Origin of the sequence: Sinorhizobium terangae (assembly GCF_029714365.1) — a bacterium.
Classification (GTDB): Bacteria; Pseudomonadota; Alphaproteobacteria; order Rhizobiales; family Rhizobiaceae; genus Sinorhizobium; species Sinorhizobium terangae.
In genome coordinates this window covers 342,958-363,991 of sequence record NZ_CP121661.1, presented here as the reverse complement: position 1 = coordinate 363,991, position 21,034 = coordinate 342,958, and the positions used below count along the sequence as shown (strand labels likewise).

Genomic DNA, 21,034 nt, shown 5'->3' with positions numbered 1-21,034 from the left:
TCTAGCTGTGGAGCCTCAACAGGTTGTCCTGGGTCAGGCCGAGTCTACTGATAGGCGGTTTGGATTGTAGACTGCCATGCGGACGATGCCAATTGTAGCGGTGGAGCCAGACCGGCAGGTCGGCGGCCCGCTGCTGCGAGGTTTCGTAGGCCTTGGCATAGGCCCATTCGCGCAGAGCGGTTTGGACGAGGCGTTCGGCCTTTCCGTTAGTCTTGGGCGTATAGGGCTTGGTGCGGATGTGCTTGATGCTGAGCCGCCGCAGCGCCTTGGCGTATCGCTGGGAGCCGTTGTCGGTCATGACGCGATGGACCTTGACGCCATGCGCCTTGAAGAAGCGCAAGGCATTGAATCGAAAGCGCAGACAGGAGCGCCGCGTCTCGTCGGGGAAGATTTCCGAATAGGCCAGGCGTGAGTGGTCGTCGATGGCCAGATGGACGTATTCCCAACCGATGCCGCGGCTGTTGCTCTGCCCCGTGCGATCGCCGGTGATGCGATGGCCGGTTCGGTTGAATTTGCCGAGTTTCTTGATGTCGATATGGATGAGCTCGCCGGGCTTGTCGCGTTCGTAGCGCCGCACCGGCTCAGCCGGGGCCAAGGCCTTGAGCTTGTTCAGGCCAAGGCGCTTGAGGATGCGGCTGACCGTGGCTGGCGAGACACCCGTCTCCGTGGCGATGTGTCGGCCCGTTATGCGCAGGCGACGTAACGCCTCGATCCGGGCGGCGGTGGCCTGCGGCGTCGGATGATACAGGCGGTGCGGTCGGGAACTGCGATCTTTGAGGCCAGCCTCGCCCTCGCGTCGATAGCGCCCCAACCATTTGTAAACGGTCTTCACGCAGACGCCGAAAGCCGTGGCAACGGCTGCCGGCCGCTGTCCTTCGATGAGCACGCGGTGCGCGATTACTGCTCGACTGCGCGGTGTGAGGCGGGCATTCTTATGGATGTCCATTCGGTCCCCTGAGAATCACTGAAGCTTCGACAACCTCAGCTTTCCCGGCCGCGACCGAATGGACAACCTATTGGAGCTCACATCTAGCGGTGTACTTCCTCTCGCTTTCCATCCGCAAAGTAGTGGTCACAACGCTCGTCAGTTGGCTGCTTCTCCAGGTCGCTTATTTAGGAAGCGTGCTCTTTTTGGTCTGGCGGTCTAGATGGGCCCAGAGAGGTGCCCAAAGGGCTGAGCATTGCCAAGAAGTTCGCTACCAGTCGCTAGAGTATCATGAGGATGTTCAATGAACCCTCCGATGTCCCCACCTTGACTCAGATACGTAACACGTCGCCGCTCGCGTGGGCGGACGATGCCAAACAGTGCTCAGATTCGCGGTACTTTGGACGAGCCATGAACATCGTCATTGAACGAATGCGCAGTCTAGGATGGCCAAAGGCGACCGATTCAGGCCGTTCCAACCCGAGGGAGATGCGGCTTTGCCGTTCCGTAGGCGTTGCTGGTACCGCCGTGTACGGCTTGGTTCGGCCTTGCTGGAAATACGAACGGACCCATCTGGGACATTGGAGAGCGCTGTCGTGCTCAAATAGGAAAACGTCTCTCAAACTGCGTTCGCATAGCGAGCTTCAGCTCTATCACATATCACTGGAGAGAACATGCTGGAAAAGTTTGAACGCTACCCGCTTACCTTTGGGCCTACGCCCATCGAGAAGCTCGACCGCCTCGGCAAGCATTTAGGCGGAAAGGTGGAAATCTATGCCAAACGGGAAGACTGCAACTCAGGCCTCGCGTTCGGCGGAAACAAGCTCCGCAAGCTCGAGTACATCGTCCCCGACGCGATCGCGTCGAACGCCGATACGCTCGTGTCGATCGGCGGCGTGCAGTCCAACCACACACGGATGATTGCTGCGGTTGCGGCTAAGATAGGCATGAAATGTTTGCTGGTACAGGAAAGCTGGGTGCCACATGAGGATGCCGTCTACGACCGCGTAGGCAACATTCTTTTGAGCCGGGTCATGGGAGCAGAGGTGTGTCTGGTCGATGAGGGCTTTGACATTGGCATCCGCCGCAGTTGGGAACAAGCGCTCGATGAGGTCAAGCAAAGGGGCGGTAGACCCTATGCGATCCCAGCGGGGGCCTCTGTTCACAAATATGGTGGTCTCGGGTACGTCGGCTTCGCCGAGGAAGTACGCGCACAGGAGAAGCAGCTTGGATTTACTTTCGACTATGTCCTGGTTTGCACTGTGACGGGCTCGACGCAAGCCGGCATGGTGGTCGGGTTCGCCAAGGACGGGCGACAGCGCAACGTGATCGGCATCGATGCCTCGGCTACCCCCGCCGGAACCAAGGCGCAGGTGCTACAAATTGCCCGGCATACCGCAGAGCTTGTCAACCTCGGCACGGAAATCGTCGACGATGACGTGGTGCTGCTCAAGGAGTACGCGCACCCTTGCTACGGGATCCCGGCTGAGGAAACGAAGGAGGCTATCCGCCTGTGCGCGCGGCTGGAGGGCATCATTACCGATCCCGTCTATGAGGGCAAATCGATGCAAGGCACGATCGGCTTGGTCCGAAAAGGCTTCTTTCCAGTGGGATCGAGAGTCCTCTATGTGCATCTCGGGGGCGCGCCGGCGATCAACAGCTACGGCTACACGTTTCGTAACGGATGACGCGGGGGGTGCGGTCGCGTCGAACCTAAGATGATACAGACCTGGTCCGGAAGCGGATCGCACGGCCTTCATGGGTGGCAATCGGCCGCATGGTTAACCGCCTGCCGCCGTGGAGGCGGTGTCGCGGTCGTGCGGACCGGCTCGCCCTAGCGCGTTCCGCGTGAGGTATTCGGCGGATGCAACAGCGTCTTCCGTCGCTTCAGCTGCTGGAGCCACAGGGAGCCTGGTGGCGCATCTTCGCGGCCATGTCGGATGATTCGGATCTCAAGTACCCCATGATTGCTCGTACCCATCAGCACGCTGCGGGCCAAAACCTACGGCCCGCCCGTTCGCAACTGCTATCCGGATCGGCGTGATCATTCTGCATAAATAGTCGGCCCTGAACAAAGGCTAAATCATTGATTTTCTGGCAGTGGAAGATCTGGAGAAGTATCCGATTTCGCCATGAGAACGGTGAGCGCGGCCTTGATGAAGGCACACCAAAGAGCCAGTCCCGCCAGGATGAGGCGCAGATTGTGACCTGCGGCCACGAGCAGTGCATTGATGGCGTCGCCAGCATGCCCGAGAAGGAAGTTGCGGTCCAGTCTGCCATCGGCCTTCATATGACCGATCGTCGTTTCAGCTCCCGTCGCATGGTCGGCGTCAGCCCGCGCCGGCTTCCGGCAATCATCACCGACGCCGATCCGGTGTAATCATGACCGCGATAGCCCTTGTCGACGTAGATGCGATCCGGATCGATACCACCGGTGCGTGAGAGCGTGTGCCCGTCATAGGGATTGTCTTCGAACGCCTTGGCCGCCAGAACCAGCCCTTCGCGGTTCGTCGCCGCGATCCCTACCTTGCAACCGAACTCGTATGGCGTGCGAGCCTTGCCCGTCGAGATGCAGACGACCTCGGGAGCATGCAGCGAATAGAGCTTGTTCTTGTCCTTGGGCTTTTGCGCCAGCAGCCGTTCGACAAGCCCGAACAGCCGGGCGAAAGTCCTCTCCAGTTCGACGTTGCCGGCGATCTTGCGGCCGATATCGCGCAAGACGCGGCCGAGAAAGGTGCGCAGTCGCTTCAGTTCACGGCGCATGCGGCGGAATTGCCGGGCCTGGGCATAGCGGGCCGACGCGCACCGCCGCTGCTTTCGCCAGACGCGTGTAGCTCTGCCTCAGCTCGATGCTATGCTTCTTGGCGTGACGGACCAGCATCTGCAGAGCCTTCAGATACAGCCTGCTGTCGGTCGGATGAGCGATCGCTTTCGGTTGCACCGTCGTATCGACATTGACCCGCTCCAAAGATTCCGGCCTGGCCGTTCCCGTCTGAAGCGCCGCCTCGACGCTGGCCTTCAGCAATTCTCCGGCCCCTGCGGCCCGATCCGCTTGCGCCAGCGGGTCATCGTGCTCGCGTCGATCGGCGCTTCGTGCTGGAAGAACTCAAAGCCGCAGAAAAACTGCCACTACGGGTTTTCCACCCAGCGCTCGACCACCTCCTCGTCCGACAGGTCGTGGACATGCTTCAGGTAATGCAGCCCGACCATCAGCCGCGTCGGCTTGGCGGGCCGGCCAACCAGCCGATAGAACCCACCGAACGCCTCGTTAAATCGTGCCCATGGGACCACACCCGCCAATCGCACCAGCGCGTGGCGCGGGTTGATGATCGCGTCCAGACGGTCGCGAAAAAGATCATTCTTACCGGAAGAGGGACGACTTGGCCGCATACCAAAAACACCAGAAATCAGCTACATCATCGGCGATTTCCGGCAGTTTCCAATACTTCAAAACAGATGGGAATCCCATGATTGCAGGGCGTTGAGAGGTTTTTCAGCGGCGACTAAATATCCGGCCGTACGCCAAGATGGACATCCGCGGTTCTTGATCTGAACGCACCGAAGATGCAGGTTTCAAGAAAACATAGCAGCGCAACCGATGTTGAAAGATCTTGCCTCATTATGTTGATGTTCGAATTTGGACCACTCGGGACAAGCTGCTAAGAGATGTATGCGCTTTTTTACAATTCGATAATTCCGAGTCTTAAGGCTCTTATAGCAGCGACCGTTCTACGAGAAGCATTTAATTTTCGCATTACGTTTTTTACATGGAAATTGACAGTGTTTTCCGATATTTCTAAAATCATTCCTATGTCCCAAGAAGATTTCCCTTTTGCCACCCACAGAATACACTCTTTTTCTCTTCTGGAAAGAACAGGTTCTGTCTTGATGCTATTCATCGGCCGAACTCGAATTAAAGGGCGCCTCTTCGGCTGTCTCCAGTAGATGTATCAACATGACCACAGAAAAACTGAACGGACACTCTGGTGGCTCTGAGACTCAAGGGACAGCAGTTGTCCGCGCGGTTTCCATGATCTCTCCAACTTAGTTGGCCTCTTGCGTTGCAAGTTGTCACTGGTGCGAAAAAACTGCCGGCTATAGAGACTGCTTTGTGCGCCGTCGTCCGCAGCCCCGTATCGTTAGCTCGATTAATGCGTTGCGCGGACCTGAGAACTGTTGCTTGCCTGCCTTCGTTCGATCGGGCGACGTCATTGGCTAGCAGCTTCTACGGCTCTCGCCCCAGGAACTTCAAAAATCGCGCCAGCTTGGAAAAATAAGGGGTTGGGATAAAATTGCCGAATTTTATCAATGCATTAAATGGCTGTGCAGCAGGAAGCCAAGTGTAACACCGCCGCGTCGCTGACTCGACAAATGCGACAGTTGTCCGGTGCTGGACCCTTTCCAAGGGAATGACGGGCACCAGTCTATCGCCGCACTGTCCTGTTTAGAAGCGCTCGGCCATGACGGGCCAACGAACGTGTACGGGTTTGGTCCCGTCGTCATTTAAATCAATCCACGTCTTGCTGGCGTTCCCGGTCCTCGACTGGTTAGGCTGGCAAGCGCCTTCGCGCTTTCCGTTCCGGCCAGCTTTAGATGTTCTTCGCGCGGGTCTTGCTTCTCTTTGGGGATCGGTCCTTGGCCCTCCCACCATGGAATCGGAAGAATGACGCGGTGCAAACTAGTATGGTTTTCACGGCCAACCTCCAGACTGTTCGATTGATTCATGGTTGCAACCATTCGAAGGCTGTCTATCCAATATGCAGCTCCCCGTAATGCAAGAGGCTTCTGGCCCTTTTCGACGTGTGATCGAGTGCGGTCTTCTGTCAGGCCTTCATAAGCGGCATTTCCAGAAGCCGCTGGCCGGTATGGTGATCTGCAAATCAGGTCCAAATCTCAACAACGAGCGCATTGGCTCTTTGGCTCCAGCTGGTTTTCCTGATCCGGATCTGTTCGATCGTTGCGCCCATTCGGGTCGTCGCCTTCTCACACCCCCTTTACCGGTGCCGGGCTGTTTGCTGCAGGTCGATCATGCAGCCGCAGCCGACGCCGGATTCCGATAATCCTCGTTCGTTCTCAGCATCGCCCAGATTACCCGCGCCATCTTGTTCGCCAGGGCGATCGCCACGAGCATTCGCGGCTTTCTCGCCAGCATATGCGCCAGCCAAGATCCCGTGGAGATCGAACTGCGACCTAGCCAGTTCAAATGTGACATGGCCCCGATGATGAGCAATTGGCGAATGTCGGCTTGTCCCTCTTTCGAAACCCGCCCGAGGCGTTCCTTACCTCCCGAGGAATGCTGCCGTGGGACAAGGCCCAGCCAAGCCGCGAAGTCCTGGCCGCGTTTGAAGCTGGCCATGTCGGGTGCGAATGCTTCAACCGCCAGCGCGGTCAGCGGACCAACTCCCGGCATGGTCTGCAGCCGCCGCACTGTTTCGGTTTCTGCCGCAAGCTTCCTGAGCTGCACGGTCTTGGCCTCGATCCGCTGCGTCTTCCACGCAATCTGGTCGATAAGGTCCTGGCATTCGTGGCGGACCAGTTCGGGCAGATTGCTCTTTGGTTCCTCGACGATCTCCTTAATGCGAGTGAGGTGGTGGATGCCTTGCGCGACGACCTGGCCGTATGCGTAGAGAATGGCACGCAATGCATTCACCAGATCGGTGCGCTGATGGACGAGGCGCTGGCGGGCTCGGAACAATACTGCCTTGGCCTGCTGTTCTTCCGACTTGGGCTCGACGAATCGCATCTCCGGCCGCTGGGCCGCAATCACAATCGCCTCGGCATCGGCGGCATCGTTCTTCTGGCGCTTTACGAAAGGCTTCACATATTGCGGCGCGATCAGCTTCACCTCATGGCCGAGCCTGGTCATCTCCCGAGCCCAGTAATGGCGCTGCCGCAGGCTTCCATCACAACCACTGCCGACGGATGCTCCGTCATGAACTTGTGAAACTGGAGGCGTGACAGCTTCTTTCGAAACTTCACATGGCCGTTCATCGACGCGCCGTGGAGCACGATTACATTCTTTGCCAAATCCACCCCAATCATCGTATTCTTCATATTGCCGTCCTCTCCGCTTGGTGGCTGAAACACCACATTTTGGCACACTGCGATGCCGTCTAGGGAGGGCGGCAACCATCCCATCTCAACTGGTTGTTCTCGATTGGGCCGAGTCTGCTGATTGGCGTTGTGACTTTAGGCTGCCGTGTGGCCTGTCCAATTGTATCGATGAAGGCGGGCAGCTCGGCGGCGCGCTGGTCTGACGTCGGGTATGCGACGGCATAGGCCCATTCCCTGAGCGCGGTCTGGATGAAGCGCTCTGCCTTGCCGTTGGTCTTCGGCGTGCAGGGTTTTGTGCGGATGTGCCTGAGGCCCAGCTTGCGGCAAGCCCTGGCGAAGGCTTTCGACCTGTAGCAGGAGCCGCTGTCGGTCATGACGCGCTCGACCGTGATGCCGAGGCTTTCGTAGTAGGCGACCGCCGCCCTGAGGAAGCCGACGGGCTTTCTTGTCTTTCGTCCGGCAAGTTTTGCGAGAAGGCGACGCGCGAGGTGTCGTCAATGCAAACGCGGACGAACTCCCAGCCGATGCCGCGGCTGTTGGACTCGCCGGCGCGGTCGCCGGTGATGCGGTGGCCGACACGGAAGAAGCGCCCGAGCTTCTTGATGACGATGTGGATCATCTCGCCGGGCTTGTCGCGCTCGTAGCGGCGCGCCGCGAAAGACCCGCCCGCCTGAGCACCCGGCTGACCGTCGCCGCCGACACGCCGGTCTGCTTGGCGATGTGCTTGCCCGTCAGCCGCTGGCGGCGCAGCATGGCAATCTCGTCGGCAACCTTTGCCGCGGTCTGTTTCGGGCTCCTCTTCGGCCGGGAAGACCACCATGCCGGCCGTCCGACCCAGCGTCCCACGACCTTCGCCGTCACACCGTATGTCCGCGCCGCAACAGCTTTGGAAAGACGGCCTCCAACAACAGCAAGCGCCATCTCCTCTCGACGCAATGGTGTCAAACGGGCATTCTTGTGGATGTTCATTAGGTCCTCCGAGAGTCACTGAAGCTTCGACGACCTCAGATTTCCCGGCCAAGCCCGAATGGACAACCTATTGTAAACTCGCAGCTAGAGCACCATTGACAACCAGATACACGCTCGAATTCCGCACATGTTCACTGCCATCGGCGCTGAAGTCGCCGCGTAAACTATCTGATCTGGTAGTAGATCGAGAGCGTGAGCTCAAGTTAAATAAATGGAGTTCTCATGCCGAGTATACAGAAAATGCTCAACATTAAGAGATCCGCTGTCACCGACCCACGTCAGGTGATCGACGGTTCTGCCAAACGCATTACTCGATCTTGGTCCGCAGGTCCATCGATTGATGCAGGCCATTGACGTCAACGCCATGAAATGGAGCGGGACATCAAGGGGCGTTGCAAGCGCGCATATGGAATCCGGCGCTCATAAGACGAACCAGAGGGAAGCGTCACGCAATGTGCTCGAAGCTAGCCGACAGAGCTGCGGCAAGCGGGACGGACGCCGCGCTTTCGCCTAGGAACATGGTGCGGCCGAACCACTCGTCCAACTGCCGGATCCGGTGACTCAATGCCGCATGAGGCACATGTATTTAGCCGGCGGCGCGCGAAAAGCTCATTAGGTGCCGAGGAGCGGAATCATACGTAAATTCGCCTCAACTATCTCATGAGGGCCCTCGTTGGTCAGAAGCAGAAATCATGCATTTAAAGAGGATCTGCCGGCGGTCGATCTGAGCCCGATGGCCCTGTTCGTCAAATTCGCTCATAGGAGGACGCCATGTTCGTGCGCAGCCTGCAAGATGTTGAAGCAACCGACCACTTTGTTGAGTGGGGCAGCGGCACCAGCCACCGCCTACTGACAGAAAAGGACGGGATGGGCTTTACCGTTTGCCATACGGTGGTCCGGGCGAACACTGTCTCGCTGCTCCAATACCGGAATCACCTCGAAGCTTGCTATTGCATCGCTGGAGAGGGCGAGGTCGAGGACATGGATAGCAATGTCTTTCGCATTCGTGTGGGCGACATCTATGTGCTCGACAAACACGACAAACATTACTTACGGGGGGGGCTCGACCAGGACCTGATCCTCGTCAGCGTGTTCAATCCACCGCTGAAGGGAACAGAGCGCCACAACCTCAATGACTCCACTGGGTCGGCATATTGAGCGGGCGAAAAGATGGGGCGCGAGAAGAATTTCACCTCAGACACGCCAGTACAGGAGCAATACTGGATCGTTCGCTTTCCGCTTCAAACAGATTCTGTTCGGGGGGACTCACATCACCTCGGAACACCCCCAACATCAGGAACGGGAGGCTACCAGCGTGCCTGCCTAATCGCCGCGATCACACTGCCACTGTCACGCGTGTCGACCAGAACACATTCGGTCCAACCAACCGGTGCCAATATCGGTCAGTACCATCGCCTACACGGAGCTCCCCGACAAAGATGTACCGGAATGCGCCACAAAATCGACCTCGATGACGCCGGCGCGGAACGGCTGATGCGAACATGCTCTATGAGGCCGTCCATTCGCTGCTGACGCGAGTGCAGAAATGGTCGTGGTTGAAGGCCTGGTCGTCGCCCCCGGCGCGATGGTTGACGGTGATCATGCACAGAATGTGGAATGTGGAGCGACGGTTCGGAGTTCCGCTGGACAAGGAAGACACTGTGGCCTGAGCCTGCTCAATTAGGTTGGATAGGTGCAACGATCAAGACGCCCATTTAAATTGGCTTTCAGCGTCAGAAGTTCGGCTGAACATTTGCATGGAGAAGGCCGCCTGGACTTCATGGCGGAAGGGGCCGTAAGCAACAATGACGCGTTAAGGTTTAAAATGCTGTCTCTCTAAATGGAACCAAGAAATGCATGTCGACGTGAAAAATGTGCTTGTCGAATATGAGGAACGTTATCGCCACGATTCCGAGGCGCTGCTTTCTCTACCGGATTCACCGCAGGCCGTTTTACTTCCAGTTGGACCCGATGCTGGCCAATTCCTGAATTGCCTTCTCAAGGGATTAAAGGCGCGCTCGATTCTTGAGCTTGGGACGTCCTACGGCTACTCGACGATCTACTTGGCCGAGGCTGCATGCGCGAATCGTGGAATCGTGACGAGCTGCGATTTTGATAGGGAAAAGCAAATCTTCGCGAACGATATGCTGAGACGAGCCGGACTGGCGGATCATGTTGTGTTCCGTTCAGGAGATGCAATTGAAATAGTTGAGGGCTTACAGGGGGAGATCGAGTTCTGTCTGATCGATCTCTGGTATAGCTCTTATATTCCAGCGTTTGAGGCACTTTATCCAAAGCTTGCTCCGTTAGCCTACGTCATCGCCAATAAGATAACTAGCCCAGATCCGCACGCTGGTGAGGGGTACCGCCAACACATCCGCCTGAGGAAGGACATCGAGTCGATCCTGCTGCCCATAGGGTATGGCTTGGAGCTCTCGATGCGTGCAGCAGCTGATTTTTCTGTCGAAGAGGAATAACGGATTGCTCGGCAGATTAAGGAACTTCGTGGAGACAAGTGGCATTGCGCCGTGGAGTAATAGCATGAAGATAATGTCGTTCAAGCCGGACCATGATGGCACAATTGCAGCAGTGGATGCATCAGCGGGCGAGCTGATTTATTCATACGAGGCTGAGAAGGATAGCTTTCGCAGATATTCGACCATTAACCCGATGACAATCCTTGAAGCCGCTGGGAGCATGGACGCCATTCCGGATGTCATTGCGGTCGGAGGTTGGGACACAGGATTCAGCCACGACGCGGTAGGCTACTACGGCATAGCACAGGGATCCGATGTTGTCGGCGAGAGGACCATTTTCGGCCGCAAGGTGCATTTCTATTCCTCGACGCACGAGCGCTCCCATCTCTGGGGTTGTTACGGCATGTCGCCGTTCCCCGCCGGCACGCCTTGTTACGCACTGATCTGGGAAGGATGGTGCGGCGATTTTTACGAAATCGATGAGCACCTACAGGTCGTTCATAAGGGAAAAGTGATGGCGAATCCTGGCCACAAATATAATTTCCTTTATGCGCTCGCCGATCCGAGCGCAGGAGGAACACGTTTAGAAAACGCAGGCAAGCTAATGGCGCTTTGCGCCTATGGGCAGACGGGATCACCTAGCTCGGAGGAGCAGGCGCTAATCGATTTCTTGCTTCCAAACGATGTGTACCCCTTGTCCAAGGAAGATCTGCGGAGTTCGCCATACTACAACATTGGGGTAACCCATCAAAAATTCACAAATCTCGCCAGGCGAGTTTCGGACGCCATCTTCGATTCGTTTTATACATTTGCGAAGAAGAACTTGATAAAGGGTTATCCGCTGCTGATTTCCGGCGGGTGCGGGTTAAACTGTGAATGGAACCGCCGATGGGTCGAAACAAACCTTTTTTCCGACGTTTTCATTCCACCGTGCGCAAATGATGCAGGCTCCGCAATCGGGACCGCAGTCGACGCGATGCGGCATTTCACAGGCAATCCTAAAATCAAATGGAACGTCTATTCAGGCCAGCCCTTCATACTTGACGAAATCGACCGCACCGGGCTTGAGGTCCAACCACTCGACTACGGCCAAGTGGCCTCGGCTTTGCTTAGTGAGAAGGTGATCGGCTGGGTACAGGGGAATTGCGAAATCGGGCCACGAGCGCTCGGCAATCGGTCAATTCTCGCTGCGCCTTTCTCAAAGGCGACCCATGAGCGCTTAAACCGAGTCAAGAACCGGGAGGGTTTCCGCCCGGTCGCACCGGTTTGCCTGGAGCAGGACGTCGCGCTTCACTTCGACCTGGTACGCCCGTCGCCCTACATGCTTTTGTTCCAGAGAGTCCTCGATAGCCGGTTGCAGGCCATCACGCATGTCGACGGCACAGCACGGGCTCAGACCGTTTCGCAGATGCAAAACCCACGCCTGTTTCAATTGCTCACTTCGTTCAAAGCAAAAAGCGGGGTCGGCGTTCTTTGCAACACATCGCTGAACTTCAACGGTACCGGGTTCATCAATCGTGCAAGCGACTTGCTTGCTTATGCCCGGGCTGTAGGCCTCGACGGATTCGTGATTAATGATGCCTTTTATCTCCTCGAGGAGGCACCTCTCACGGCGTCGAGTTGACAGCGAAAGAGCGCGTAACGAAGGGAAAGTGTCCCTCCGAGCCACGGTCGAAAATGGGTGATGACCGGGCGTCGTCAAGGCTCGGATACCAATGCGCGTTCAGGCATTCCGCGTGGAAGCTACCGTTGAACGCCTCAATGAGGTCGGCTTTCCTGGCCGTGCAGGACTGTCGGGGGAAAGGTCTAGGTGAATCGAAATGCCGCAGGCGCATGCCCCGTCAGATGGCGGTTTTCCCTCTATTTTCTGGTTGTCGAGACTCAGAAAAGGAGACGGAGCATGCGCTTTGCACCTAGCATCTTTGGCCCGCGGCTGAAAGCGATTGATCGCCGCAGCTTCCAGGCGATTGTCGATCGCCACGCCGGCGATGCCTATGACAAGCGCTTCACCAGCTGGGATCATCTGGTGGCGCTGATCTATGCCCAGTTCAGCGCCGCCAGCAGCCTGCGTGGGTTGGAGGCGAGCTTCAACGCCAACAGCCAGCAGCATTACCACCTCGGCAGCGGTCGGCTGCTGCGCTCGACGCTGTCGGATGCCAACCGGCGGCGGCCCGTCGCCGTCTTCGCCGAAGCCTTCGCGCATCTCACCGGCCAGTTCGACCGGCGGGCGCGGCGCGAAGGCAAAGAGATGCTGCGGCTGATCGATTCGACCCGATCCCGCTCGGCAAATTCTGCGATTGGGCCAAGTCGAACGGCCGCATCCGCGGCCTCAAGCTGCATGTCGTCTACGACCCCAAGGCCGATTGCCCGCGCATCCTCGACATCACCGATGCCAATATCAACGACGCCCAGATCGGCCGCACGGTCAAAATCGAGAAGGGCGCCACCTATGTCTTCGACAAGGGCTATTGCCATTACGGCTGGTGGACGGCGATCGCCGAAGCCAAGGCCGTCTTCGTCGCCCGCCCCAAGTCCGACATGGGACTCAAGCTGCTGCGCCAACGGCGCATCAAGCTTGCCGAGGGCGACGGCTTCACCGTTATCGAGGATGTCCGGGTGCGCCTCACCAGCAAGGGCGATTCCAAGCTGCCGATCGCCTTGCGCCGTATCACCGTCAGGCGCACGGACGGCGACACGATCACGCTTTTGACCGACGACTCAAGCGCCCGGCCGTCGCAATCGGCCGGCTCTACAAGGGCCGCTGGCAGATCGAATTGCTGTTCCGCTGGATCAAGCAGCACCGCAGCACCTCAAGATCCGCAAGTTCCTCGGCCACAACGACAACGCCATCCGCCTGCAGATCTTCGCCGCGATGATCGCCTATGCGCTGCTGCGCATCGCCGCCCGCCTCTGGCGTGTCGGCCTGCCGATCCTGCGCTTCACCGACCTTGTCACCCACTGCCTGTTCCAGCGCAAAAGCATCGCCGCCTTCGATAAGCCGCCGCCCGTCGATCCAAGCCGGCCAAGGCCGCGAACCATCCCCAACCAGATGGCCTTCGCCTATGCCTGAACTTTCCCCGGACAGCCCTGCCGGCCGTGAGAAGGCCAGTTTGACGCCACGCTGATAGGCAGAGGTCGCGGGAGACAATTCGCTGCCCTGATCGCCCGTATCGTCGTCGGATAGCCGATGCTCCGGCAGGCCCTGACCATTGTCGCCACGCCATCCTCGGAACGCGGATCGACGACCGGCGAGAATGTGTCGACGACCGCCAGCACACGGTTACGGCATTGGTCGTGGAGGAAATCCATCGCCAGACCTGGTTGGAGTGGGTGGCCTCGTAGCGATCCTTCTGCAGTTTTGCCCACACGTTCCTGAGCTGGAAGCCCATCTCCTTGTAGTGGTGCAGATTCGGTCGGTATTGTGACCGCCCAGCCATCGCAACGCAACAGCATATGCACGCGTCGATAGCCGTAGCGGACACGTGTCTGGGCAATTTCCTTGAGTCTGGTCTTCAGCTCGGCCTGCGACCAGAGGGCGCTCTGGATCGACATCTTCCAGTCCTTGCGGACTTCGTCAATGAGCCGTCGGCGACCAACAGGCCTCAGCGCTTTCGCTTGATAAACATCCTGCAGCATCGCCTTGTCGAGCGTCAGGTCGGCGACGATCTTCTTCAGCCGGTTGTTCTCTTCCTCAATCTGACGCATGCGCTTCAGCCTCGGATGGCATCATCCCGCCGTAGCGTTTGCGGAGTTCATCATGCTGATATCGACCGCGAAGACAACCATGCAACCGGCAGTGTCGTTCCAACATCAGAATCTTGGCACTCTAAGTGCGATTGGCCACCCCATCAGTTCACATCAGTGCAATAGCTGACAACGAACTTCTTGTTAAGGTCAAGGGTGACATGAGATATCTGCTTTTCCTTTAACTCCTTCGAACCGAGTGAAACGAGCTGACCTTTCTCGTCGACCGTGTCGATCAATCTCCGACCGCGGAGTTTCAAGAAGGCCTCCAGCTTTGTCCACTCCACGAGACTTTCCCTCTCGCTCGCGAAGCTTCTCCTGAAGAGGAAGGATAGTGCCTCTGTATGAATGGATCGATCCCATCTCTCGCAGTCACACCCAACCTGATGGTCTAGAGACGCGACGCAGCAAGCCAGTCCTAAGGTGTGCGCAATGCTGAAATTGAAGGATCCCTTAGTAGGATCAAAGAACGGTTTTCCCGAGGTCCTGTCGTAATCGATACGACTTCTACTTACGTCGTGACCGAGTGCCAGTCCTGCATGATGTAGAGCGATCCTTCCTGCGATAAACTCTGCTCGGGCAATCGAGCTTCGAATTTTGGCAACGCGATCCCTTTCGCTAGGCGCAAGGAAAGTCCAAGAATATTGTTCCCTCGGCGACCATCTTTGGAGGGTGATCACCACACCGTCCATTTTCAAAAGGGCCGGCAGCTCCAAACTAACGGATAGTAGGGTGCGTTGATCAGAGTTGCATGTCTGCATCTTGCCATTCTCACCTGATCTGCGTGGCCGTGAGGATCCAGCTAAGGCTTCAATCTAATCAGACGCCGTGCATGCTAGTGATCCGTTGGCACACGACCAAGACCACAAACAAGGCTGGCAACTCCGTTGCTTCAGCTTCTTCAGCGTCGAAGCAGCCCTGCAGTAATTTGACCTGTGAGAATGATAATGGCTACTACCAACGTTGGTAGTAGCGCTGCGTAATCGTCAGTTTAAATAACAGAGAATGGTGAATGTAATAGCGCCCGCCTTGGGATTGTCGTGTCAGGCACGAGGCGCTCACCGGATAAGAGTGACGCGGAGTACCTAATCGACGATCAGGGGCTATCCGCGCCTAGTTTGCTCCGTCTCACGGGTAACAGGGTTCACGATCTCGCTTCAATAGTAGTCGCACTGACTTACTTGTGGCAAAACTTCCGAGGACGCCCATGACCGGCATCAACGTGTCCAGCCAATCCTGCGTCGAATCCTGCCGCACCGTATCTGAGACCTTTGTGGAGTGCGCGCGGAAATATCCTGAAAGTACCGCAGTTCAGTGCGGTGACGAGCGAATGACTTACGATGAGCTATTTCGTGAGGCATCGGGTGTGTCACGTCGGCTATGGGAGTGCGGTGTGGGCACAGGTGACATTGTCTTGATTAATCCGTCCCGTCACTTAGACACGGTATACCTTATCGTAGGAATTTTACTTCGGGGAGCGATAGTGTGTCCGCTCGATATTCGCGCGCGCGAGGCGAAGACGCGCCATATCGTAGAAACCTCAGGGGCTAGGTTTGCACTTTTTACGCCCAACACTCCCGTCGCTGCCGATGTGGGGGAGCTTCTCGATTCTTTCCGTGTCCAAACGGTTCTTGTCGAGCGGCAAGCAACCTGCGACTTCTCAAGTGAACAAAATCACGCAATACCCGACTCAGGCTGCTACCTCCTCTTCACGTCCGGTACGACCGGGACCCCGAAAGGGGTGCTTATGTCAAATAGGGGGCTCGCCAACCTAGTCGGTTGGGACACACATCATAGACGATGCGAACCTGGTACAATGCATCTACAATTCGCATCGTTCCATTTCGATATAGCCTTTCACGAGTTGTTTGCGGCGATCAGTTCGGGAGGGGCGGCGGTTTTAGCGACAAGTGAGCAGCGGCGGGATATTGGCCTGCTTCTAGATTTACTTTCTTCAAGTCGCATCGAAAAGGCGTACCTGCCGTTCAGTGTGCTAAATCAGCTGGCACTTGCGTCGTCTTCATTCACCAAACCCCTATACCTCACGGACATTACAACGTCTGGGGAGCAGTTGAAGATCAACAGCAATATTCGGGGTCTTTTCCAACGTCTCGGAGCTGTACTTTACAACAATTATGGGTCGACAGAGGTGCAAGACGTTACGTCACTACAACTCGACGGAGATCCTGAACAATGGCCGGATTTACCATCAATCGGGTTTCCCATTGCAGGCATGCAGGTAGGTGTACTCACTGCCGGAGGGGTTACGTCGGATCCAGGATCTGAAGGACAAATCGTAGTGAGAGGGCCACAGGTTGCTATGGGGTACATGCAGAGGGACACTGACGGTCTCTTGGCCCTTCCTGCAACTTCAACATGTGCAGCTAACGAGTATCTCTCGGGCGATCTCGGAGCTATCCTGGCTGATGGCAGCATTGTAATCACGGGTCGGATTGACCGACAGGTGAAGATCCGCGGCCAACGGGTTGACGTCGCAGCTGTAGAAACCGCCATGGAACGTTCTCGATACGTCGGACAGGCTGCGGTTGTAGCAACTGAGATCAGTGGACGAGTCGAGCTGATTGGTTTCGTAACGCGGGCCGAAGAGTCTGCTGGGGAGATCCTGCAGGAAGATGTTAGAATGAATGTTCGCGTCGCCCTGGATGAGGTAGCTGTACCTTACCGAGTCTATACGGTCTCGACGTTTCCCGAGACGTCGACCGGAAAAGTTGATCGCCGAGCGCTTGAGGCGATGGCATCCTCCGCCACTGCCGTACTTCCCGTTAGGCGCAAAAAACAAAATTTCGAGCGAGCAGTCTCCGACATCTGGAATGATGTCCTCCCTGGTGGTGAGGGGCGAAGTTTTGGTGAAGCAGGAGGGGATTCACTTAGTGCCATGCAACTGGTGACGCGCCTGCAGCAAGAACTGCAGGCTGACATCTCGGTAGCAGACATTTCAATTGAGACTACGCAGAAGTCGATTCTCCAAATTGCAAGATTTCGTGGCATCGCAGGCGAATGCCAGCTGACCTCTGTTCCTTCCGGGCGAAAGGACGTGGCAATCATCGGCATGGCAGGTCGCTTTCCTGGATCGGACTCAATTGACGCTCTTTGGCGCGGACTTCTAAGGAATGACGTCTTCCTGACGACATCCACGAACGACCCACCGACACTGGCGGAGCGCGACGATTTCGTCAGGACCGGCGGATTTCTTGACGACCATGATCATTTCGATGCCGCTTTCTTTGGAATCAGTGAGCGTGAGGCTTCGCTGATGGATCCGCAGCATCGCGTTTTCTTAGAATGCTCATGGCATGCGCTCGAGAGCGCCGGCTATGCACCGACGAGGGTGCCTTATCGCACAGGCGTCTACTCGGCCAGTGGCTCGAACACTTATCTCATCAACAGTATTTTACCCACGGTGACGAAGGAGGCCGATGGCGTTTTCTTGAGCCACCGGCTCATTCGGGATGTCGAAGAGATTCTCATCGAGCAAGGCAACTCTCCCGAACAAGTCTCGATGCGAGTATCGAACAAGTTAAATCTGACAGGCCCTAGTGTTTCTATAGGTTCGGCCTGCTCAGGTGCACTGGTCGCAGTCCATCATGCTGTCCAGGCCATTCGTGCCGGAGAGGTTGACATGGCAATTGCAGGTGGCGTATCGATCTGCACGCCGCAGCATGTCGGTTATTTTGCACACGAGGGGCTGATTCTATCGCCGACGGGCTGCTGCAGACCGTTTGATGCGGCGGCCGACGGAACCGTGTTTGGAAACGGATGCGCGGCTCTCGTTTTAAAAGACTATGAGCTCGCGGTTCGTGATGGCGATCAAATCCTCGCCGCGATCGTTGGTACGGCGGTCAACAACGACGGCGACCGCAAACTGAGCTATACGGGGCCAAGCCTGGAAGGTCAGGTTGAAGTTATCAACGCAGCTCTGGCGGACGCTGGTCTTATTGCCTCCGATATTGACTATGTTGAGGCGCATGGAACTGGCACAGCGGTCGGCGATTCCATTGAGATCGCGGCGCTCCTATCGACCTATGGCGAACCCACTGTCGCTGAAGATTGCCTAGTCGGATCCCTAAAGGCTAACATCGGTCACCTTGATGAAGCGGCAGGTGCAGCTGGATTGGTTAAAGCAACCCTCTGCGTTCAAAAAGGCAAAATTCCAGCCATCCCGACGTTCCGGAATGCAAATGAACGCGTGACCCTAAACGGATCCCGCCTGAAAATTGCCCACGGGCAAGCGCAGAACTGGCAGAATCGACCAGGAAGACCAAGACGAGCAGGCGTCACGTCCTTGGGGATAGGAGGGACCAATTGTCACATTATCCTTGAGAGCCGCGAAAACAGTCGCGAATCTGACCAAGAGCCTTGCAGTTCTCAGCAGCATGAGTTCTTCGTGCTGTCGGCTCGAACCCCTGAACAACTGATCACTCTTTGTCAGGAAATGTACAACGTTGTCGCTTCATCGAACCAAGACCTGGGTTTGCGAGATATATGCATGACCTCCTGCGTCGGCCGCCGGCCGGAACGATTCCGGATCGCTCAGCCCGTTTCTAGCAAAGTCGAGTTGTCCCAGTTCCTTGATGATGTAATTAAAGGAGCGCTATTGCCATCTGACAGTGCACGTCCAACTAAAGTTGCGGGGCTATTTACTGGTCAGGGATGTCAGCGTACAGAGATGGGAACAGAGCTTGCGGGCGTTTTTCCTGTGTTCAAGAAAGCGATGGAAGATTGCTTCAAGCGCATAAAAGCTACTCATGGGATCGACGTTGAGCAGGTGGTGGGAGAAACGCCCGGCTTGCAACCAAGAATAAATCTCACCCAGTTTGCGCAGCCGGCGATCTTCGCGTTCGAGTACGCCATGACGTGTTTATTTCGGGCTTTTGGGGTTCGCCTTGAGCAGGTGGCCGGCCATAGCTTGGGTGAGATTGCGGCGTGGGTTGCTGCCGATGCCCTGTCGCTGGACGACGCGTGCTTCCTCGTTTCTGAGCGGGGACGATTAATGGCGGATATTCCCGCCGGACTTGGTGTAATGGCCGTCGCCAAAGGAAGCACGCAAGGTATTGCACTCCTCGTCTCCAATTTAAACGACAGTGTGACTGTCGCGGCGTTTAATTCACCGAATACTGTCGTATTGGCCGGTGGCCGAGATGCGATGGCAAAGCTTACTGATGCTGGCGACGTGTGCGATTGTAGCGTCACCTTGCTGCCAGTATCTCACGCATTCCACTCCGACCAGATGCGCTCCATTCTTAACGAGTACACATCTGCCATAGCGCGGCTTTCCTTCTCTGACCCCGTAATTCCCGTCATCTCTTCGGTCACAGGAGCGCCTCTTCCAGGCAATCTTGATTGGACAGGATATCTTACGGATCACGTCATGAAACCGGTTCGCTTTGACCACATGCTTCAGTATATGCTTGAAGATAGATCAACGGTTTTTATTGAGCTCGGGCCTAGACCAATGCTTGTTGGTCTGGGTATGGAAAACGACCCCGACGCTGAGAGGACCTGGATTGCCTCTTGCCGCAGTTCTTGTGAAGTAAAAACATTCCTCACGGCCGTAGCGGAATTGTACAAACTTGGCGTCGATATCCGATTCGATGCTCTTGCATCTCGGGAGCCGTGGCACCGCATATCATTGCCGACGTATCCGTTTCACAGGAAGCGATTCTGTTGTACTCCGGAAACTCATTCGGCTCCGTTTACTACGCCGGTAGCGGCCGTTCGCCCTCGCGATCAGCCTAGTGACTCGAGTAGGGGCGGGCTCAAATCAGCAGATCAGGATCAAACCGCAGAGGACGTCTTGCGGCTGATCACAGAGCAGATTGCTATTCTTCTCGGAGAACGGGACGTTTTAGCTATCGATCCGGATGTCGAATGGCGCGAGCTTGGACTTGATTCGTTGGGTCTGATCGAACTCCGTAATGAGCTGCGGCAATCGGTTGGAACGACCGCATCTTCGACCGTGATCATGAGTACCCGAACCCCGCGCCGCCTTGCTACGGAATTACACGAGGCCGCCTCCCGAATGCATACAACATCGGAACGTTTGACTGCGAAAGATGCTCGGCTTCTTCTTATTCCCGGCATCACAGGAGAGCCAATGGACTTCGCAGGTCTCATCCCGTTACTTGGTGATCTGTCATTTGAAGTCCTTGAGTATCCAACAGGGCTTGATCCCTGGCAAGATGAAATTGAACCGTCTGACATAATCGGCCCGATGACAGCTCGTGCCAAAGAGGCAGCAATTGGTAACCGCGTAATTCTAGTCGGTTACTCTTTTGGCGGAAGAATCGCAAACGAGGTTGCCGTTGAGCTTCAACGGCAGAATGTCGACGTCGCGCGAGTGATCATTTTGGACATCCCGACGAGCGCCTCTAAAGCAATTCCGGTAAGTGGGCGGGCCGCACGACCTCTGGACCAAAAGAGCTTCAATTTAATGGTTTCAGACACGCCGGCCAAGGCATTCGATGCATTGGATCTTGCTTGTGCCAGCAGAGCGGTCGATCCCAGTCTGAAACAAACAGCCGCGATCTATTGGGCAAACACCGTTATTGCACCAAAATTCGAAGCCAGCGAAACGACCATCCCGCTCACATTCATAAGAGCGGGAACGGCCGGGGCTCTTGGCAGCCAATTGCCAAACGAGGACGCGACTTCGGCTGATCCCACATGGGGATGGAAGAACGTCGCAGCCAACGTAGACGTTCATGTCATTCATGGAGACCATTTCACCATTATGCGGCATGATAACGCGCCGCAGATTGTACATTTGATAAAGCAAGTTCGTATCACGCCGGCGGAGCCTGCAATTACCCACAAATAGTCCACTCCCTCACGGAGAGTTTGCGTA

At 56.4% G+C, this 21,034-nt stretch carries 9 protein-coding genes and 6 pseudogenes; 8 read left to right on the top strand and 7 right to left on the bottom strand.

From position 1 onward, the window contains the following. Position 1 precedes the first annotated feature (1 nt). Positions 2–946, bottom strand: coding sequence for an IS481 family transposase (locus tag QA637_RS29940; RefSeq protein ID WP_283067469.1), 945 nt, complete (start codon positions 944–946; stop codon positions 2–4). Between the two features lie 89 nt (positions 947–1,035). Between QA637_RS29940 and QA637_RS31120 the strand changes: the two genes are divergently transcribed. The 3 genes and pseudogenes from QA637_RS31120 to QA637_RS29930 all read left to right on the top strand — a co-directional run. Then, positions 1,036–1,233 carry an exopolysaccharide production repressor protein gene (locus QA637_RS31120; protein ID WP_428843188.1) on the top strand — a complete coding sequence of 66 codons (198 nt, stop codon included), beginning with the start codon at positions 1,036–1,038 and terminating at the stop codon, positions 1,231–1,233. 366 nt (positions 1,234–1,599) lie between these two features. Continuing rightward, on the top strand, positions 1,600–2,613 hold the full coding sequence (locus QA637_RS29935) for a 1-aminocyclopropane-1-carboxylate deaminase (protein ID WP_283067468.1): 1,014 nt from the start codon (positions 1,600–1,602) through the stop codon (positions 2,611–2,613). A 126-nt stretch (positions 2,614–2,739) separates the two neighbouring features. Further along, a pseudogene (locus tag QA637_RS29930) lies at positions 2,740–2,963 on the top strand (IS5/IS1182 family transposase); the annotation flags it as partial. A 40-nt stretch (positions 2,964–3,003) separates the two neighbouring features. On the opposite strand, the pseudogene QA637_RS29925 reads toward QA637_RS29930, so the two are convergent. The 4 pseudogenes from QA637_RS29925 to QA637_RS29910 form a co-directional block, all read right to left on the bottom strand. Next, positions 3,004–4,315 (bottom strand): annotated as a pseudogene (locus QA637_RS29925) (IS5 family transposase). Between the two features lie 290 nt (positions 4,316–4,605). Further along, positions 4,606–4,803 (bottom strand): annotated as a pseudogene (locus tag QA637_RS29920) (helix-turn-helix domain-containing protein); the annotation flags it as partial. A gap of 1,148 nt (positions 4,804–5,951) precedes the next feature. Next, positions 5,952–6,979 (bottom strand): annotated as a pseudogene (locus QA637_RS29915) (IS110 family RNA-guided transposase). Positions 6,980–7,038: 59 nt separating this feature from the next. Further along, positions 7,039–7,948: pseudogene (locus QA637_RS29910) on the bottom strand (IS481 family transposase). Positions 7,949–8,719: 771 nt separating this feature from the next. On the opposite strand from QA637_RS29910, the gene QA637_RS29900 reads away from it, so the two are divergent. The 4 genes and pseudogenes from QA637_RS29900 (at position 8,720) to QA637_RS29880 (ending at position 13,495) form a co-directional block, all read left to right on the top strand. Further along, a complete protein-coding gene (locus QA637_RS29900) occupies positions 8,720–9,106 on the top strand; it encodes an ectoine synthase (RefSeq protein WP_283067466.1) in 387 nt (128 codons plus the stop codon). Between the two features lie 695 nt (positions 9,107–9,801). Further along, positions 9,802–10,425, top strand: coding sequence for an O-methyltransferase (locus QA637_RS29890; RefSeq protein WP_283067464.1), 624 nt, complete (start codon positions 9,802–9,804; stop codon positions 10,423–10,425). A 64-nt stretch (positions 10,426–10,489) separates the two neighbouring features. Then, positions 10,490–12,049 (top strand): carbamoyltransferase C-terminal domain-containing protein, encoded by a 1,560-nt coding sequence (locus QA637_RS29885; protein ID WP_283067462.1) that lies wholly within the window; start codon positions 10,490–10,492, stop codon positions 12,047–12,049. 276 nt (positions 12,050–12,325) lie between these two features. Then, a pseudogene (locus tag QA637_RS29880) lies at positions 12,326–13,495 on the top strand (IS4 family transposase). On the opposite strand, the gene QA637_RS29875 reads toward QA637_RS29880, so the two are convergent. After that, a complete protein-coding gene (locus tag QA637_RS29875; protein ID WP_283067461.1) occupies positions 13,486–14,130 on the bottom strand; it encodes a hypothetical protein in 645 nt (214 codons plus the stop codon). The pseudogene QA637_RS29880 and the gene QA637_RS29875 sit on opposite strands and share 10 nt — an antisense overlap. 143 nt (positions 14,131–14,273) lie before the next feature. Continuing rightward, on the bottom strand, positions 14,274–14,456 hold the full coding sequence (locus QA637_RS29870; RefSeq protein WP_283067460.1) for a hypothetical protein: 183 nt from the start codon (positions 14,454–14,456) through the stop codon (positions 14,274–14,276). 920 nt (positions 14,457–15,376) lie between these two features. Here QA637_RS29870 and QA637_RS29865 point away from each other — a divergent pair. Further along, positions 15,377–21,007: a type I polyketide synthase gene (locus QA637_RS29865; RefSeq protein WP_283067458.1), complete on the top strand. Its 5,631-nt coding sequence runs from the start codon at positions 15,377–15,379 to the stop codon at positions 21,005–21,007. Positions 21,008–21,034: the final 27 nt, after the last annotated feature.

Bases quoted from the DNA above. Each gene is read 5' to 3' on its own strand.
- QA637_RS29940 (WP_283067469.1), bottom strand. From the start codon at position 946: ATGGACATCCATAAGAATGCCCGCCTCACACCGCGCAGTCGAGCAGTA.
- QA637_RS29935 (WP_283067468.1), top strand. From the start codon at position 1,600: ATGCTGGAAAAGTTTGAACGCTACCCGCTTACCTTTGGGCCTACGCCC.
- QA637_RS29900 (WP_283067466.1), top strand. From the start codon at position 8,720: ATGTTCGTGCGCAGCCTGCAAGATGTTGAAGCAACCGACCACTTTGTT.
- QA637_RS29890 (WP_283067464.1), top strand. From the start codon at position 9,802: ATGCATGTCGACGTGAAAAATGTGCTTGTCGAATATGAGGAACGTTAT.
- QA637_RS29885 (WP_283067462.1), top strand. From the start codon at position 10,490: ATGAAGATAATGTCGTTCAAGCCGGACCATGATGGCACAATTGCAGCA.
- QA637_RS29875 (WP_283067461.1), bottom strand. From the start codon at position 14,130: ATGCGTCAGATTGAGGAAGAGAACAACCGGCTGAAGAAGATCGTCGCC.
- QA637_RS29865 (WP_283067458.1), top strand. From the start codon at position 15,377: ATGACCGGCATCAACGTGTCCAGCCAATCCTGCGTCGAATCCTGCCGC.